Source organism: Rhodococcus sp. 05-2254-2, from assembly GCF_002259095.1.
GTDB lineage: Bacteria > Actinomycetota > Actinomycetes > Mycobacteriales > Mycobacteriaceae > Rhodococcoides.
Map to the genome: position 1 here is coordinate 85,751 of NZ_NOZJ01000008.1, position 15,605 is coordinate 101,355.

Here is a 15,605-nt window from a genome sequence, read left to right on the forward strand (position 1 = left end):
CCCCCCGGTGAAAGTTCTGGCCACTGTATCGACGGGCACCGACAGACTTATTTGTTCTTGGCTGCGGCTTTCGCTGCCTTCTTGAATTCACGTACCTCGAGCAGCGATTTCTCGTCCACCACGTCGGCGATGGATCGACGCGCACCGTCGTCTCCGTACGCTCCGGCGGCCTTGCGCCAACCGTCGGGCGTGACGCCCATCTGCTTGCCGAGCAGAGCGAGGAAGATGCGGGCCTTCTGATCGCCGTAGCCGGGGAGGGCCTTGAGACGCTTCAGTACTTCGGCACCGTCGGGATCGTCCCGAGTCCAGATCTCCTGCGGCTTGCCGTCGTAGTTCTCGACCAGGAATGCCGCGAGTCCCTGGATGCGCTTGGCCATCGAACCCGGGAACCGGTGGACGGCCGGGGTCTGCGCGCACAGGGCAGCGAACTCGTCGGGATCGGTGTCGGCGACGGTGTCGACGTTCAGGTCGCCGAGACGATCGACGAGCTTCTTCGGTCCTGCGAACGCCGATTCCATCGGTACCTGCTGGTCGAGCAGCATGCCGATCAGCAGTGCGAACGGATCCTCGGCGAGCAGTGCATCGGCCTCAGGATCGCCGACGAGGTGCAGTGTGCGAGACATGGCCTCGATCTTGCCATGCACCTCCACCATGGATGACGATCTGGACTCGGGAAATGGTGCAGTGGGACGGACACTGTTCGACGCATTCGGTGCCGACTTCACTCCGTGCCAGACGGGGAGAAAGTACGCGTAGCAACAACCGCAGCCTTTCGAGTGGATACTTCGTTTCCACCAACGCATGTAGTGTTCAGAACACGGTGACCCGACGCCCGCCACGCCTCGTCGTGCGGACTCCCCTACTGCGTCGGGGAATGCATGAACGCTTCGTCTCCACGCACCCTTCGAGTGTTTGTTGCAGGGTGGGTCATTCAGGATGGATCTTTTCCCGCGCATCGGTCGGTGATCTCGCGGACGTCGCCCTCGAGCACTACTCGCTAGCGGATGCACCTAGCCCGTGCGACGAAACACGCACTGCCATAGCCAGACCCGCCTACGGCCGAGCACCCAGCATGCACCGCGATGGGCGTCTACTCTGGCTTCATTTCGTCTACGGCGACGGCTGGAGCGCCCAGTGGTGGACCGACGAGCCCACCGATGGCGAGGTCACTCTGACCGGAACGTTCAACGCGATGCTCACCGACTTCGGCGTGGACGCGCCACCCCGCGTCCACGGTCGCATCCGCTCGATGCATCTCGTCGACCAACAAGTTCGACCGACAGAAAACGGCTGGACCACCATCGATGGAACCAACCAGCTCACTGAGATCGATGCCATTCCCGTCGCACACGAATGGTGGCCGTCCAAGGACACCGAAGACGGCGGCTTCGTTGCGTCGGGTGTACTGATCGACATCGATCTCGACGACAACCCCTCTTCGCTCAGACCGTTCGTAGCTGGAGCTGTGACGATCAGGGGAAATTCGATCTGGGTCATGCACTCGTCGGACCCGGTTCTTCTGCAGGTCGATACGGCGGGCGCAGTTCCGGTCGTCACTCGCTACCTGCTGCCGCTGACCATCGAACCTTCGGTCGACCGCTGGTCGCGTCGGATACACGCGATCGACGACGGCTTCTGGATCACCTCCGAGCACGATATCCACCTGTGCACCATTTCTCCCGAGGGTGAGCTGAACATCGAGCGATACACCACAGAAGGCAGCTGGACCACCACAGTCCACGAGGGACAGCTGTATCTCCTGGGTAGGACACGGTCGTCGATGAACAGCAACCGACGCCATGGAGTGATCAGAACTTACCCGGACGAGCAGCGAGTTCGATTGTTGAACAGAGTTACCCGACGCCTCACTCCCGTCGACGGACCCGACGACATCCGGTTTGTTCGAGCAGACCGCGCTACGGCGGTCGACGGCACGCGGTGGTGCGTCGACCGCACAACTATGTTGCGCCGCATCGACTCCGACGGTACGGCGTCGAAGATCGACCTGACAGCCGAGTCAGCGACGCGCACCGTGCGATCGACAACACCGGATGCATTTGCCGACCCTGCCAATGCCGACGTCGTTGCCTCTATCACGGTCGACTCCCCGCATTTCGTTCCGAAAAGATCGCCGAACCCGTAACCAACGGGTCGATCATTGATAGTAGATTTCGGGCGACCCGCAGAGAGGTACAACATGGCGCAGTACTGGGGTGACTTTCCGTCGTCCGCCGCTGAGGACGAGATTCCTGACGTGCTGCCGGCGGGTCGGTACGTCAGCGTGATACCCAACGGGCACGGTGCACTTACGGCATGGATCGCAGGACCTCGAAGATGTTATCGAACAATGCATCCCGCGACCGCGCACGGGCCGGTAAGAGTGACACGCGGCCACCCTGGCAAGGTGCCCGAGGAAGTCTGGTACGAACCCTTCACCGAAGCCGATTTACAGCAAGAAAACGACGACATCAATTCGTATCTCGCGGAGGCCGGCATCCGCCCGCGCCCACGCGGATACAAGTGGCACGTCCTGGTGCCCGACAACATTTCCGATGGCAAGGCGCTCGAGGACGCGTTGAAAGAGAAAAACCTCTACATCGATCCTGCCGAAGTACGCAAGGCGATAGTGCGGCTGTACAACGCCTTGCTCCACTCACATCCGCCGAAATAGAGAGTGTCGGTTCGACGCCTCGCGTAGACGACCCCGAAAAGAGCATCGATTCGTTCGTCGGGCGCGTGCGAATCTGCCCGTTACACCACACCGGCCACGTGCCCACGCCGACGAGCGTTGCTCAAACCGATTCGTTCTCGCAGCCCGGAGCCCCGCCGCCCCGCCCTATTCACTCGACTTCCCTTTCGCGAATCGCGCTGCCTCCGTGCGGTTCTGGGCTCCGAGTTTGGTCAGCACATTCGACACGTGCACGCTGACGGTCTTGACGCTGATCACGAGTCGCTCGGCGATCTGCTTGTTGGTGCATCCCTCGCCGAGCAGTTCCAGAACGTCCCACTCGCGTCGAGTCAGCAGGTCCGCGCCTGCGGGGCGACGCGTATCGCCGAGTCGCACGGTGGCCCCGAGTCGGTCGTAGATCGCGATGGCCTCGTCGGCCGCGTGTGCGGATGCCGACCGGTCACCCGCCGCCTCGAGGGCTTCGGAGAGCGACTGCAGCGCCCGGGCGCGCTCGAACGGCTGAATTGCGAACGCGTCCACGGCCGCACGCCATGCCGCCACTACGGAGGCGGCGTCCCCGTATCCGCAATTGAGCCGCAGGTGACCCAACTCGGCCTCGCCTCGCCGCATCCAGGCGGTCGACTCCCAGCCGTAGGACGGGCTGGAACTCGCTGTGCGTTCGATCTCGGAGTGCAGGCGTGATCCGATGTCCAATGCGGCCTGCGCACCGATGACGGCAGACCCGCGGCGCGCCGCTTCCATCCCCAGCACCGACAGTCTGATGCGCCCGCCGAACCATGGGTTGTGCCATTGCGCACCCACGGTGGCGACAGCGTCTTCTATGCAGGTGATCACTTCGCTGAACCGCCCGTTGCACAACGCGGTATAGGCAACAGCTGCGCTCCTCAGAATCGTGATGAAGCCATCCTGAGACTCGTAGGGGCGCACGCGTTCGATGTCGGCCGCGAGCTCCTCGTCCCCGATCGCGGCTCGAATCTGAAATCCTGCGCACAGCTGCTCGGCCGAACCCAAAGGTGGTGCGGCCGATTCGATCCGAGCCAAGTCGGCAAGGGCCAGTGTCCAATCACCCGAGTAGTACCGCACGTTCGCAAGCTGGACCCGCGCCCCGACTCCGTAGGGCGTCCATTGGCGGCCCGTGGAACGAGCGATCTCGACTGCCTCCTCGAACGATTCCTGGGCCGACAGGAAATTGCCGTCGTCGAATTCGACCATTCCGAGATTGAACTTGCTGCGCAGTAGATCCCCGATGTCACCGCTTTCTCGCGCGAGTGCGGCGGTACGAACGAGGAGCCTGCGCGACGCCGCGGGGTCATTATGGCGTCCGTGCAAGCGTGCCAGCGTAATTCGCGCATCTGCCGACCGCCCCGGATCGCCGAGGGACTCTGCGATACGCACAGACTCCTCGGCCCAGGCGAGCGACTGATCTTCCCTGCCCAACGAATCGGTTATCCGGGCACCGAGAGCGGTCAAGTGCACCCTCCATGGGGCGAATTCCTCCGCGTCCGCGATGATCAACGCTTGCTCGACGGCCACCAGGGCCGAATCCTCACGTTCGATCGCCAGAGCCGAAGTCGCCTCTGCGTGCAACAAGTCGAGTCGATCGGGGATCGACAACGCATCCCCACCCCGTTCCAGTTCGGCACGGACCACAGAGAGCGCCCGCAGGTCTTGCCCTGCTGTCGTCGACGCCACCGCGTACTCCAACACCAGTGCCGTTTCCGTCGGCTCCCATTGCGGCTGTCGCATTTCCAGTGCGGCGGCGAGGTGAGCCATGGCTTCAGCAGGTGCCGCCAGCGTCATCGCCTCGCGGCCCGCATCGACGTGGGCTCTGAACGCCTTCGGCAGATCGTGGGCCAATCCTGCGTGTCGAGCCAGGTCCGCGGCAGCGCCACGATGCCGGTGTTCGGTGAGCGTGTCGACGAAAGAAGCGTGCAACCTCGCACGACGGCCGGGCAGGACGTCGTCGTAGATGGCCTCGGCCAGGAGCGCGTGCCGAAAGACGTAGTAGAAGTCGGCGGTCTCCACGAGCCGGGCGTCGACGATCTCGCGGATCACGTCTTCGAGTCGGTCCTCGTCCAGACCGGTCACCTCTGCCAAAACCTCGTGCGCGACGCGGGGGCCACCCACCGCCATCGTTTCGGCTACCGACTTCGCCGTGGGCGACAAGGCGTCGAGCCGGACCAGCAGTAGCTCGGCAAGGCCGGGCGGAATCGACGATCCCGGACGCTGGCCGGCAGATACGAGTTCCTCGATGAAAAACGGATTGCCACCCGATCGCTCCACGATGACGTCCCGGGATGCCACATCCGTTGCCGCGGGGAGCGAGTCGAGGAGGCGGTACGACGATTCGGCATCGAGAGCCGGCAGGTCGACTCGACGGACGTAGCTCAGACGTGTCCACTCGGAGAGCGACTGTCGGAGTGGGTGTTTGCGATGCAGATCATCACTACGATACGAGATCAGCAGTGCAACACGAGTTTTCGCGAGTCTCGACAGCAGAAATGTCATGAGCTCACGGGTGGAGGTGTCCGCCCAGTGCGCATCCTCGACGATGAGGACCGCCGGGCGGTCGGCCCCGGCTGCAGCCAGCGCAACCAGGGCAGCATCGAACAGCTCGGTCCGTGTGGTGTGCGGGAGTGGACCGAACAATTCGGTGAACGCGAGATACGGAATGCCGACCTCACCGAGGTCCAAGCACCGCCCGACCAGTACCCGAGTTGCGCGTGCTTCCGCATTGCGCCGCAATTCTGCCAGCAGTCGCGTTTTGCCTACACCGGCGTCGCCGGACACGACGGCCGCGGCAGGTACGCCTCTGGCAGCGTCCGCGACGACCTGTTCGAGCGCTGCAAGTTCGGCGTCCCGTCCGATCAGAGTGCGAGCCACGCCAACAAACTACGCCGCGCTCGTGGCCGGCCGTCGTTCTGTGCACGCCTGCGCACCCGACGGTCGTACGCTCGCAGCGAATCCGCAACACGGCGTTCGTGATCGGCCAGAACTTCGTAGGTGGAGTACATGGACCCACTCTGGCTCCGCCGCACCGTCCACACATCAGGCGAGTTCCCTATCTTCGGGCGAACCCTCGTGCGAGAGAGCCCTAGGGAACAGCCGACGCGGTTACCTCACACGAGACATGTCAGGTGATCGACACCAGTTGAGTGATGTCGTCGAAGGGCAGCGGTCCGTCGACGACGGCTCCCACGACGGCGCTGTTGAGGATGATCGATCCGCCGTGGTTGTCGAGGAAGGCGGTGTCGGATGCGTCGCGTCCGGTGGCGATGCGCACCAGGGTCGATCGCGGGGCGAGGCAGGTCGCGTCCACCACTCGCCACTGGCCTTCGACGAATGCTTCGGCGACCGCGTGGAAGTCCATCGGATCGCAACCCGGCGCGTACACCGCGACCAGGCGAGCAGGGACGTTGACGGCGCGCAGCAGCGCCACCACGAGGTGGGTGTAATCGCGGCAGACGCCGGCACCGGCGAGGAGGGTGTCGACTGCGCCGTCGATGGGGTCGCTGCTGCCCGGTACGTAGCTCAGCCGCGCGCCGACCCACGAGGACACCTCGGCAAGCAATTTCTCCGACGGCGGGTACGAGCCGAATTCCGTTGCCGCGAAGCCGAAGAACTTGTCGGCTTCGGCGTAGCGGCTGGGCCGCAGGTACAGCGAGAGGTCGTAGTCGGAGACCGGAGCGGGCTCGGTGTTGCCGTAGATGGTCGCCGAGTACGACGCCTCGAGCTTGCCGACGCCGGCGTGAATCTTGTGGATGCGGGTGCCGTGAGCACCGCTGATCTCCTGCGCCTCGATCGGCTGACCGTCGAGTGTGAACGAGAGTGCTTCCCACACATCGGTTCCTGGATGCGGTGCAATTGCGATCTGGAACTCGAGGGTGCTGGCCTCGGTCACGTCGACATCGAGGTACGCAGAGACATCACGTTTCATCGTGCCGATCCTGCCATCTTCGAGCCGTTCGCGCAGGCTATGACTCGTCGGTGGGGCGATCGCCGGTCACCAGGAAGATGACTCGTTTGGCGACCTCGACGGTGTGGTCGGAGTATCGCTCGTAGAAGCGCCCGAGCAGCGTGATGTCCACTGCGGCAGGCACGCCGTGCGGCCAGTCGGGTGCGGAGGTCAACATGAACAGGCTGCGGTGCAGCGCGTCCATCTCCTGATCCTGAATTCGCAGGTCGGCGGCGAGTTCGGCATCACGGGTCTCCAGGACGCGTTGCGTGGACTCTGCCTGCGCGACGGCAACGCGACCCATCTGCTCGAACACGCCCTCGACCTCGGGCGGCAGTACGTGCGCGGGGTGGCGACGGCGAACCAGTTCGGCGATGTGTACGGCCAGGCCACCCATGCGTTGCAGATCGGCGACGATGTTGATGCCCGAGACGACGCGTCGTAGATCGTGGGCAACGGGGGCCTGCAGGGCCAGGAAGCCGAAGGCTCCGTGCTCCCATTCGACTGCCAGCATGTCGATCTCTTCGCGGTATTCGATCGTCTGCTCGGCGAGAACGATGTCCGCCGTCAACAACGATCGAGTCGCGTCCGCCATCGCCTTCTCGGCAATTCGCGACATTTCGGACAAATTCGACGCCAGCGAATCCAATGTCTCGGCGTAACTGTCCCGCATGAAGTACTCAACCCCTACCGTTCGGCCCTGCTGGGCCTGTAGGCCTTACCCCCGAACACTTGTTTCTACACCTCCCATGGCGCTGTGCGACGCTGAACGCCATGACTGTGTTGAAGTCGATAGTGCTGTTCGGCGTCGCCGCTCTGTTCGAGATCGGCGGAGCATGGTTGGTGTGGCAAGGGATTCGAGAGCATCGCGGATGGCTGTGGGCCGGAGCCGGGGTGATCGCTCTCGGTGCCTACGGCTTCGTGGCGACGCTGCAACCCGACGCGAACTTCGGTCGGATTCTGGCGGCGTACGGCGGGGTGTTCGTCGCGGGATCGTTGCTCTGGGCAATGGTGGTCGACGGTTTCCGACCTGATCGGTGGGACATCACCGGAGCGTCGATCGCACTGATCGGCGTCGCGGTGATCATGTACGGCCCGCGCTGACTCACGCGGGCCGTACCGAGAAGATCAGCAGTTGGACGGCGCGGGCACCCCGTAGAACCGGTCCTTGATCCAGTTCTGCGCCTCGCCGAGGCCGAGGATATCCGGAATCAGGTGTCCGGCACCCGAACCCGGCACGATGGCCGGAACCTGCGCGGCGCTCAGCTGCACGGTGGCACCCTTGCCGCACCAGTCACCGGCCAGTCCGACGGCCTGTCCGTGGGGAACGATGTCGTCGGACGTACCGGACTGAATCAGCACCGGAGCATTCGGCGTCCGCTCACCGATCTTGTTCTTGGCCAGGATCTCCTGAGCGACGGGCAGCCTGTCCAGCACCACCGAGAGCGGCTCACCGGTCTTGGTGTACTCGTTGGTGCGGTGCAGCCCGACGTTCAGAATTGTCTCTCCCACACACTGATTCGCGACCAGGTTCAGCATGGCCTTGCCCGCGTCGTTGATGTTCTCGTCGATGATGGGCTGCAGACCGGGGTCGGAGTTGAGCAGACCGTTGAGGGTGTATCCGATGACTCCGGTGAGAATGGTGCCGTCGACCTGCTCGAGGGTCGCCTTCAGATCCGCGGGAGGTGCGCCGGCGTAGGTGCCGACGAGGTTCATCTCGGGTGCGTACTCATCGGCGAGTTCCGCTGCAGCAGCGGCTGCTCCGCCGCCCTGCGAGTAGCCGTACGCGGCCACCGGGCCGTCGGCGGAGATCTTGGTGCCCTGCAGGTTCTGTGCGGCGCGGGCCGCGTCGAGCACTGCGTGAGCTTCCGAGGCGCGGTTGACGTACGTGTGCGCACCCGGAGTACCGAGGCCCTCGTAGTCGGTGATGACCACGCCGTAGCCCTGCGAGAGCAGCGAATATGCCGCGAGCACCTCGTACTCGACCATGAAGCCGAGCGGCGGGGTGTAAGTGATGACGTTGTTGAGCATCTTCGACGGCGCGCACTGATCGCCCTGACCCTGAGTTCCCGGGGCGAGGACGACGAGCGGACGCGGGCCGGGCCCGGTCCACGCCGCGGCGGGATCGATGTAGGTTCCCGTGACGGCATTGGCCTCGCCGTTGGAATCGTTGCTGCGGTACATGATTCGGGTTGCAGCACCGGGCAGCGGGCCACCGATCCCGGGAACCGACAGCGCGAGATGCGAGGGCTCGGACCGGATCACGTCACCCGGGGAGCCTGCGGGGAGCGGGCTCGGTGGAATGTAGAAATCGGATTCGACGGTCGATCCCGTCGAGGGTGCCGCTGACACCGCGGGTGCCGTCACCCCCATGAATACTGCTGCTACCGCAACAGCCGACCCGAACACGCGCTTGCAACGCACCTGATAACCCCCAACGTCGATCACTTGACTTCAAGTGAGCGCTACCCCGTGTAGCACTTATCGTGACGCACCTTACGTGATGCGTCACACAACGCATAGGGCTAGTTCGGTGTCCTCACGATCAGCGTCGACGACGATGCATCGCTGTCTTGGCCGCATCGACCTCGTCGCTGGTGAAGGGCCGCCCCGGCAGCGTCGACCTTGGAACGCCGTCGCCGCGCAGACCGTCGAGCAACACGGTGAAATAGCGTCGCCAGTTCGACGCGTCGACGGTGCTGGAGAATTCGACGCTCGCGCCGATCATGCCGAGCACCGGATAGAAGTCGTTGACGGCGACGTCGGGCCGCAGCTGACCGGATGCCAGTGCTCGTTCGACGATCTTCTCGAAGAACGGATCGATGCGCGAGCGAACCTGAGCGATCCCTCGGCAGCCCTGATCGGATCCGAGTACGACGTCTCCGAGACCGCGATCGAGTGCCATTCCCGCGCACACATCGCCGAGGAACTGCACCAACCCGTCCCACGGATCCTCGGCTTCGAGCGCCCGTTCGGCGGTCGCGAGCATGTCTTCGAGACGCTGCTCGAACACGCCGTCGATCAGTTCTTCCTTGCACGAGAACCGCCGATAGACGGTGCCGACGCCCACCTTGGCGTGCGCCGCGACGTCGTCGAGCGTGATGTCGATGCCGTGTGAGGCGAACAGTTCGCGGGCCGCGTCGACGATGCGACGTCGATTGCGTTCAGCATCCGCCCGTAGTGGCTTCGATGCCGTTGTGTCCGCTCTCACACTCATTCGATGTCCGTTTCACCCGATAAGCGGAGGACATACCTCCACTTAGCTGCTACCTTATCTCTACAACCGGAGGGTACACCTCCGCATAGTCGAACCGAGGACACTATGACCACCCTTTCATCGGAGAACGTGGGCGACTCGACGTCGTCCACGACGCCGGTCGACGAACGTGCGCATCGGAATCGTTGGCTGATTCTCGCGACGCTCGGGCTGGCTCAGCTCATGGTCGTGCTCGACGCGACCATCGTGAACATCGCACTCCCCGCCGCCCAGCTCGACCTGGGCTTCGACAACGCCGACCGCTCCTGGGTCGTCACCTCGTACGCACTCGCGTTCGGCAGCCTGCTGCTGCTCGGTGGACGACTGAGCGACCTCTTCGGACGACGCAACACCTTCCTCATCGGGCTCGTCGGTTTCGCGCTGATGTCGGCTGTGGGCGGCGCGGCCGTCAACTTCGGCATGCTGGTCGCGGCTCGCGCCGGTCAGGGCGTCTTCGGCGCTCTGCTCGCCCCCGCGGCCCTGTCCCTGTTGGCCACCACCTTCACCGATACCAAGGAACGCGCCAAGGCATTCGGCATCTTCGGTGCCATCGCCGGCGGCGGCGGCGCTCTCGGCCTGCTGCTGGGCGGCATGCTCACCGAATGGGCCAACTGGCGCTGGAGCCTGTACGTCAACCTGATCTTCGCCGCACTCGCCTTCGTCGGCGGGTTCCTGTTCCTGGCCAAGCACAAGGTCGACGTCCGCCCCAAGCTCGACATCCCCGGCACCCTCGCCGTCTCGGCCGCACTGTTCTCCATCGTCTACGGCTTCGCTCACGCCGAGTCCGACGGCTGGGGCAACTCGGTCACCCTCGGATTCCTGGCCGCCGGTGTCGTACTGCTCGCAGTGTTCGTGACCATCCAGATGCGCGTCGAGCATCCGTTGTTGCCGTTGCGGATCGTGCTGAACCGCACTCGTGCGGGATCGTTCCTCGCGGTATTCGTCACCGGCGCAGGCATGTTCGCGGTGTTCCTGTTCCTGACGTACTACCTGCAGAACACGCTGAAGTACACACCCATCACCACCGGGTTCGCGTTCATGCCGATGATCGCGTCGCTGATCCTCACGGCGACGCTGTCCACGGCGCTGATCCTGCCCCGCTTCGGACCCCGCATCCTGATGACGACCGGCCTGGTCGTGGCCTCGATCGGCATGGCACTGCTGACGCAGATCGACGTCGACAGCAGCTACGTCACGCACATCCTGCCCGGCCTGGTCATCATGGGCCTCGGCCTCGGTGCCACCATGGCCCCGGCCATGCAGGGCGCGATCTCGGGCGTCGACCCTGACGATTCCGGTGTCGCATCGGCAACGGTGAACACGATGCAGCAGGTGGGCGGCTCGATCGGCACGGCGCTGCTGAGCACCGTGGCCGCCAATGCAGCGACCAGCTACGTCAGCTCGAACATGGCGACGGCCACCGACGCGGCACTGCTGCAGGCCAACGCGGAGATCGCCAGCTACACCACCACGTTCTGGTGGGCGTCGGGAATCTTCCTGCTCGGCGCGGTGCTGTCGGCCACGCTGCTGAAGAACGGACCGTTGCCTTCGGCTCCCGAAGGTGCGGTAGTCGTCGGGCACTGAGCGGCTTCGCCGCATGTGAGCGGAACCTCGTAGCCTGCTACGAGGTTCCGCTCACGTGCGTCAGCCTTCGAGCAGCTTCTCGGTCGCGGCCAGCAGAACGCAGGTCGCGACGCCGTCCATCGATTTCTCCAACTCACCGAGTGACGGGAAGCTCGGGGCGAGGCGAATGTTCTTGTCTTCCGGATCTTTTCCGTACGGGAAGGCCGAGCCGGCGGCCGTCAGAGCGATTCCGGCTTCTTTGGCCAGCGCGATCGACCGCGCGGCCGTGCCCTCGAGTACGTCGAGGCTGATGAAGTAGCCGCCCTTGGGTTCGGTCCAGGATGCGATCTTCGACGCACCGAGACGGTCCTCGAGGATCTGCTGCACCAGAGCGAACTTGGGGGCCAGGATCTCGCGATGCTTGGCCATGTGGGCCCGCACACCGGCGGCGTCGCCGAAGAAGCGCAGGTGCCGCAGCTGGTTCAACTTGTCCGGGCCGATGCTCTTCTTGCCGAAATGCTTCTGGTACCAGGCGAGGTTCTCCTCGGAACTGCCGAGGAAGCTGACCCCCGCACCGGCGAACGTGATCTTCGAGGTCGACGCGAACACGAACGGGCGGTTGGGGAACCCGGCCTCGGCGGCCATGCCCAACACGTCGTACGACGGCGCGAATTCCTCGGTCAATGGATGCACCGCGTAGGCGTTGTCCCAGAACAGTCGGAAATCGGGTGCGGCCGCAGGCATGGTGGCCAGCGCGCGAACGACGTCCTCCGAATAGACGGCACCGGTGGGGTTCGCGTAGTTCGGCACCACCCACATGCCCTTGATCTGCGGATCCGACGCCACCAGGTTGGCGATCTCGTGCACGTCCGGGCCGTCGGGTCCCATCGGAACCGGGATCATCTCGATGCCGAAGCTCTCGGTGATCGCGAAGTGCCTGTCGTAGCCGGGCGAAGGGCAGAGGAAGCGCACGTTCGGCTCGGCCGACCAGGCGCGAGGGGAATCGGGCAGCCCATGCAGCAGCGCCCAGACCACCAGATCCTGCATGATCTCGAGGCTGGCGTTGTTGCCGGCGAGCAAGTTCTTCACCGGGATGCCGAGCAGTTCGCCGAAGATGGCACGCAGTTCCGGCAGGCCCGCGAGGCCGCCGTAGTTGCGGCAGTCGGTGCCGTTGCCGTCCTTGTAATCCGCACCCGGAAGCGTCAGCAGGTCAGCAGCCAGGTCGAGCTGCTCGGGCGACGGCTTGCCGCGAGTGAGATCGAGAGTGAGCTTCTCGGCTTTGAGCTGCGTGTACTTCGCGCTCTGCCGCTCGTGCTCGGAGGCAAGCTCCTCATGGTTCATCAGACCCAACTGGGTTTGCGCTGGCATGCGGAGCGGCCTCTCGGTGACGGGTTCCCCGGACAGTGTCGATGTCACTGAAATAAAGGGGACCCCGCGCACCCGGCAGAGCCCATTGACCCTTGCTGCCTTCCGGCCCTGGGGGAGTTCACAGGATGCGCGCCGCGCGGGATCCGTTAGGAAGTGTAGCCGCCTCCCGTCCGACAACACATCACCACCCTTCGCGCCTCCCGATTTGGGAGATGGTGGGGGTAACCGGGTAAGCTCCCCCACGGAGGATTCGCCTAGTGGCCTATGGCGCTCGCCTGGAACGCGGGTTGGGTTAACGCCCTCAGGGGTTCAAATCCCCTATCCTCCGCCAGAGAAGCCCCCGTGACATGTCACGGGGGCTTTTTGCTGTTCGAGGCGAGGTGGTTCACCTGCCCGCTCTGTCGTCCGGTGAGGTTCGTGCCCATCCAACTCCGGATCAATGGGCGTTCGAGTCCGTCTGAGTGCAAGAAAGCCACATTCATCCGGTGGCGGGCGACGACCCGATCCGAATGAATGCGACTTTGTTGCTATCTGAGCGACTGGAACCCACATTGATCCCAGAGTGGGGGCGCGAAGCGTGCGGGGCCGAACTATCGAGCCGACCAACCACCGTCCATGGTGTATGACGCTCCAGTGACCATGCCGGCGTTTTCGGAGGTCAACCAGCCCACCAGTGAGGCGACTTCGGCCGGTTCGACGAGTCGCTTGATGGCCGCCTCGGTCAGCAGGACTTTCTCGAGTACCTCGTTCTCGGGGATGCCGTGCGCCTTGGCCTGGTCTGCGATCTGTGTTTCCACCAGAGGCGTTCGGACGTATCCCGGGTTGACGCAGTTGCTCGTCACACCGTGGGCGGCACCTTCGAGGGCCGTCACTTTCGACAGTCCTTCGAGTGCATGTTTGGCGGTGACGTAGGCGACCTTGAATTCCGAGGCACGCAGTCCGTGCACCGAGGACAGGTTCACCACCCGACCGAAGCCGCGAGAGTACATGTGCGGCAACGCAGCTCGAACCAACAGGAACGGTGCCTCCACCATCAGCGTCTGGATTCTGCGGAATGCGCCCGGGTCGAAGTCGACGATCGGTGCGACGGTTTGGATACCCGCATTGTTGACGAGGATGTCGACGTCCAGCCGGAGGTCGTCCAACGCGGTGGTGTCGAGCAGATCCACCGACCAGACGTCTCCGCCGATCTCCGACGCCAATTCCTTTGCAGCGACGTCGTTCACATCGGCGACGGTGACGCGGGCACCGCGCCCGGCGAGCTCGCGTGCACACGCGGCCCCGATGCCGGACGCTCCCCCGGTGACGAGGGCGGAGCGTCCGTTCAGGTCGTTCATCGCTGTGCAGTCTTGTCGAGCAGGCCGGCCTTCGCCAGCTCGGCCTCAGTGGCCAGGTTCTTGGCGTCGGCGATGTCGATACTTTCGAGCGCCAGTCCCTTGGTCTCCCGAGCGACGACGACGGCCACGACAGTGATCGCGCAGGCCACGGCCAAGTACACCGCGATCGGGACGGACGAGCCGTAGACGTCGAGCAGCTTGACCGCGATGATCGGGGCCAGCGAACCGGCGACGATCGAGGTGACCTGGTAGCCGAGGGACACACCGGAGTACCGCATCCGCGTCGGGAACATCTCGGCCATGATGGCCGGCTGCGTGGCGTACATGAAGGCGTGGAACATCAGGCCGATGATGATGGCCAGCATGATGACGACGTTGTGGCCGCTGTTCATCATCGGGAAGGCGAAGAAGCCCCACGTTGCCGCGGTGACGGCTCCGGCGAAGTAGACCGGGCGACGTCCGACGCGGTCGGCGAGCTTGCCCACCAACGGAATCGTGCAGAAGTGGATCGCGTGGGCGATGAGCATCCACCACAGGATCGTGGAGGTGTCGGTACCCACCTCGACCGACAGGTACGTGATGGAGAAGGTGACGACGAGGTAGTACATGACGTTCTCACCGAAGCGCAGTCCCATCGCGGTGAACACGCCACGCGGGTAACGCTTCACGACCTCGAAGACGCCGTACGACGCGGCCTTGATGACCTCTGCCTGCTTGTGAGCCTCGAGGAAGATCGGGGCGTCGGAGACCTTGGTGCGGATGTAGTAGCCGACGAAGACGATGACGGCGGAGAGCCAGAACGCGACGCGCCAGCCCCAGCTGAGGAAGGCTTCGTCGGACAGTGTGGTCGTCAGGACGAGCAGCGCGACGGTGGCGAGCAGGTTGCCTGCGGGCACGCCGGCCTGCGGCCAGCTGGCCCAGAATCCGCGGGACTTGTTGGGGCTGTGTTCTGCGACGAGGAGAACCGCGCCGCCCCATTCGCCGCCGACGGCGAAGCCCTGGATGAATCGCAGGGTCACCAGCAGTCCCGGTGCCCAGTAGCCGATCGCCTCGAAGGTCGGTAGGCAGCCCATGAGGAACGTGGCTCCGCCGACGAGGACGAGGCTGAACTGCAGCAACTTCTTTCGGCCGTACTTGTCGCCGTAGTGACCGAAGACGATGCCGCCCAACGGACGTGCGACGAATCCGACGGCGTAGGTGACGAAGGCCGCGAGGATCGCGTCGAGCTCACTGGTTCCGGCAGCGAAGAAGATCTTGCTGAACACCAGCGTTGCGGCGGTGCCGTAGAGGAAGAACTCGTACCACTCGACGATGGTGCCTGCCATCGACGCCCCGACGACCTTCTTCAGGCCTGTGGGCGTGGCATCGGGATCCGGTTCTGGTCGTTCTGTCAGCGGCTGATCGACGCTCATGTTTTCTCCTGTGTTACTCAGCACG

The 15,605-nt window shown here is 64.3% G+C and carries 14 protein-coding genes, 1 tRNA gene and 1 other RNA gene; 5 read left to right on the forward strand and 11 right to left on the reverse strand.

What is annotated here, in order from left to right:
• Positions 1-47: 47 nt before the first annotated feature.
• Positions 48-623 (reverse strand): HhH-GPD-type base excision DNA repair protein, encoded by a 576-nt coding sequence (locus CH283_RS10465; protein ID WP_094638957.1) that lies wholly within the window; start codon positions 621-623, stop codon positions 48-50.
• A 449-nt stretch (positions 624-1,072) separates the two neighbouring features.
• Here CH283_RS10465 and CH283_RS10470 point away from each other — a divergent pair, with 449 nt between their 5' ends.
• Entirely contained in the window at positions 1,073-2,143 is a 1,071-nt protein-coding gene (locus tag CH283_RS10470) for a hypothetical protein (RefSeq protein ID WP_255183171.1), read from the forward strand.
• Between the two features lie 54 nt (positions 2,144-2,197).
• Positions 2,198-2,671, forward strand: a complete 474-nt coding sequence (locus tag CH283_RS28735; RefSeq protein WP_143537511.1) for a DUF5956 family protein — start codon at positions 2,198-2,200, stop codon at positions 2,669-2,671.
• Between the two features lie 165 nt (positions 2,672-2,836).
• Here the strand turns inward: CH283_RS28735 and CH283_RS10480 are convergent, their stop codons facing one another.
• From CH283_RS10480 to phoU, 4 genes are all read right to left on the reverse strand, one after another.
• Positions 2,837-5,572 (reverse strand): helix-turn-helix transcriptional regulator, encoded by a 2,736-nt coding sequence (locus tag CH283_RS10480; RefSeq protein ID WP_094638742.1) that lies wholly within the window; start codon positions 5,570-5,572, stop codon positions 2,837-2,839.
• On the reverse strand, positions 5,557-5,703 hold the full coding sequence (locus CH283_RS28265) for a hypothetical protein (RefSeq protein ID WP_176460212.1): 147 nt from the start codon (positions 5,701-5,703) through the stop codon (positions 5,557-5,559). Before CH283_RS28265 ends, CH283_RS10480 begins: the two co-directional genes overlap by 16 nt.
• 119 nt (positions 5,704-5,822) lie before the next feature.
• A complete protein-coding gene (locus CH283_RS10485; protein WP_068050450.1) occupies positions 5,823-6,626 on the reverse strand; it encodes a transglutaminase-like domain-containing protein in 804 nt (267 codons plus the stop codon).
• 37 nt (positions 6,627-6,663) lie between these two features.
• Positions 6,664-7,317 (reverse strand): phosphate signaling complex protein PhoU, encoded by a 654-nt coding sequence (gene phoU, locus CH283_RS10490; protein ID WP_068050449.1) that lies wholly within the window; start codon positions 7,315-7,317, stop codon positions 6,664-6,666.
• Positions 7,318-7,418: 101 nt separating this feature from the next.
• Here phoU and CH283_RS10495 point away from each other — a divergent pair, with 101 nt between their 5' ends.
• Complete coding sequence (locus CH283_RS10495; protein WP_068050448.1) at positions 7,419-7,748, forward strand: YnfA family protein; 330 nt, start codon at positions 7,419-7,421, stop codon at positions 7,746-7,748.
• A gap of 24 nt (positions 7,749-7,772) precedes the next feature.
• Here the strand turns inward: CH283_RS10495 and CH283_RS10500 are convergent, their stop codons facing one another.
• Positions 7,773-9,017 (reverse strand): lipase family protein, encoded by a 1,245-nt coding sequence (locus tag CH283_RS10500; protein WP_094638958.1) that lies wholly within the window; start codon positions 9,015-9,017, stop codon positions 7,773-7,775.
• 172 nt (positions 9,018-9,189) lie between these two features.
• A complete protein-coding gene (locus tag CH283_RS10505) occupies positions 9,190-9,861 on the reverse strand; it encodes a TetR/AcrR family transcriptional regulator (RefSeq protein ID WP_068050447.1) in 672 nt (223 codons plus the stop codon).
• 105 nt (positions 9,862-9,966) lie between these two features.
• Between CH283_RS10505 and CH283_RS10510 the strand changes: the two genes are divergently transcribed.
• Positions 9,967-11,484 (forward strand): DHA2 family efflux MFS transporter permease subunit, encoded by a 1,518-nt coding sequence (locus tag CH283_RS10510; protein WP_094638743.1) that lies wholly within the window; start codon positions 9,967-9,969, stop codon positions 11,482-11,484.
• A 60-nt stretch (positions 11,485-11,544) separates the two neighbouring features.
• Here CH283_RS10510 and CH283_RS10515 read toward each other — a convergent pair whose 3' ends face one another.
• Together CH283_RS10515 and ffs are read right to left on the reverse strand one after the other, a co-directional pair.
• A complete protein-coding gene (locus CH283_RS10515) occupies positions 11,545-12,831 on the reverse strand; it encodes an aminotransferase class I/II-fold pyridoxal phosphate-dependent enzyme (RefSeq protein WP_094638959.1) in 1,287 nt (428 codons plus the stop codon).
• Between the two features lie 53 nt (positions 12,832-12,884).
• Positions 12,885-12,979: signal recognition particle sRNA small type (ffs, locus tag CH283_RS10520), an RNA gene on the reverse strand.
• 95 nt (positions 12,980-13,074) lie between these two features.
• Between ffs and CH283_RS10525 the strand changes: the two genes are divergently transcribed.
• Positions 13,075-13,162: transfer RNA gene (locus tag CH283_RS10525), tRNA-Ser, on the forward strand.
• A 259-nt stretch (positions 13,163-13,421) separates the two neighbouring features.
• On the opposite strand, the gene CH283_RS10530 is transcribed toward CH283_RS10525, so the two are convergent.
• Complete coding sequence (locus CH283_RS10530) at positions 13,422-14,168, reverse strand: 3-hydroxybutyrate dehydrogenase (protein WP_068050445.1); 747 nt, start codon at positions 14,166-14,168, stop codon at positions 13,422-13,424.
• Positions 14,165-15,580: an MFS transporter gene (locus CH283_RS10535; protein ID WP_068050444.1), complete on the reverse strand. Its 1,416-nt coding sequence runs from the start codon at positions 15,578-15,580 to the stop codon at positions 14,165-14,167. The genes CH283_RS10530 and CH283_RS10535 overlap by 4 nt, the downstream gene beginning before the upstream one ends.
• Between the last annotated feature and the right edge of the window lie 25 nt (positions 15,581-15,605).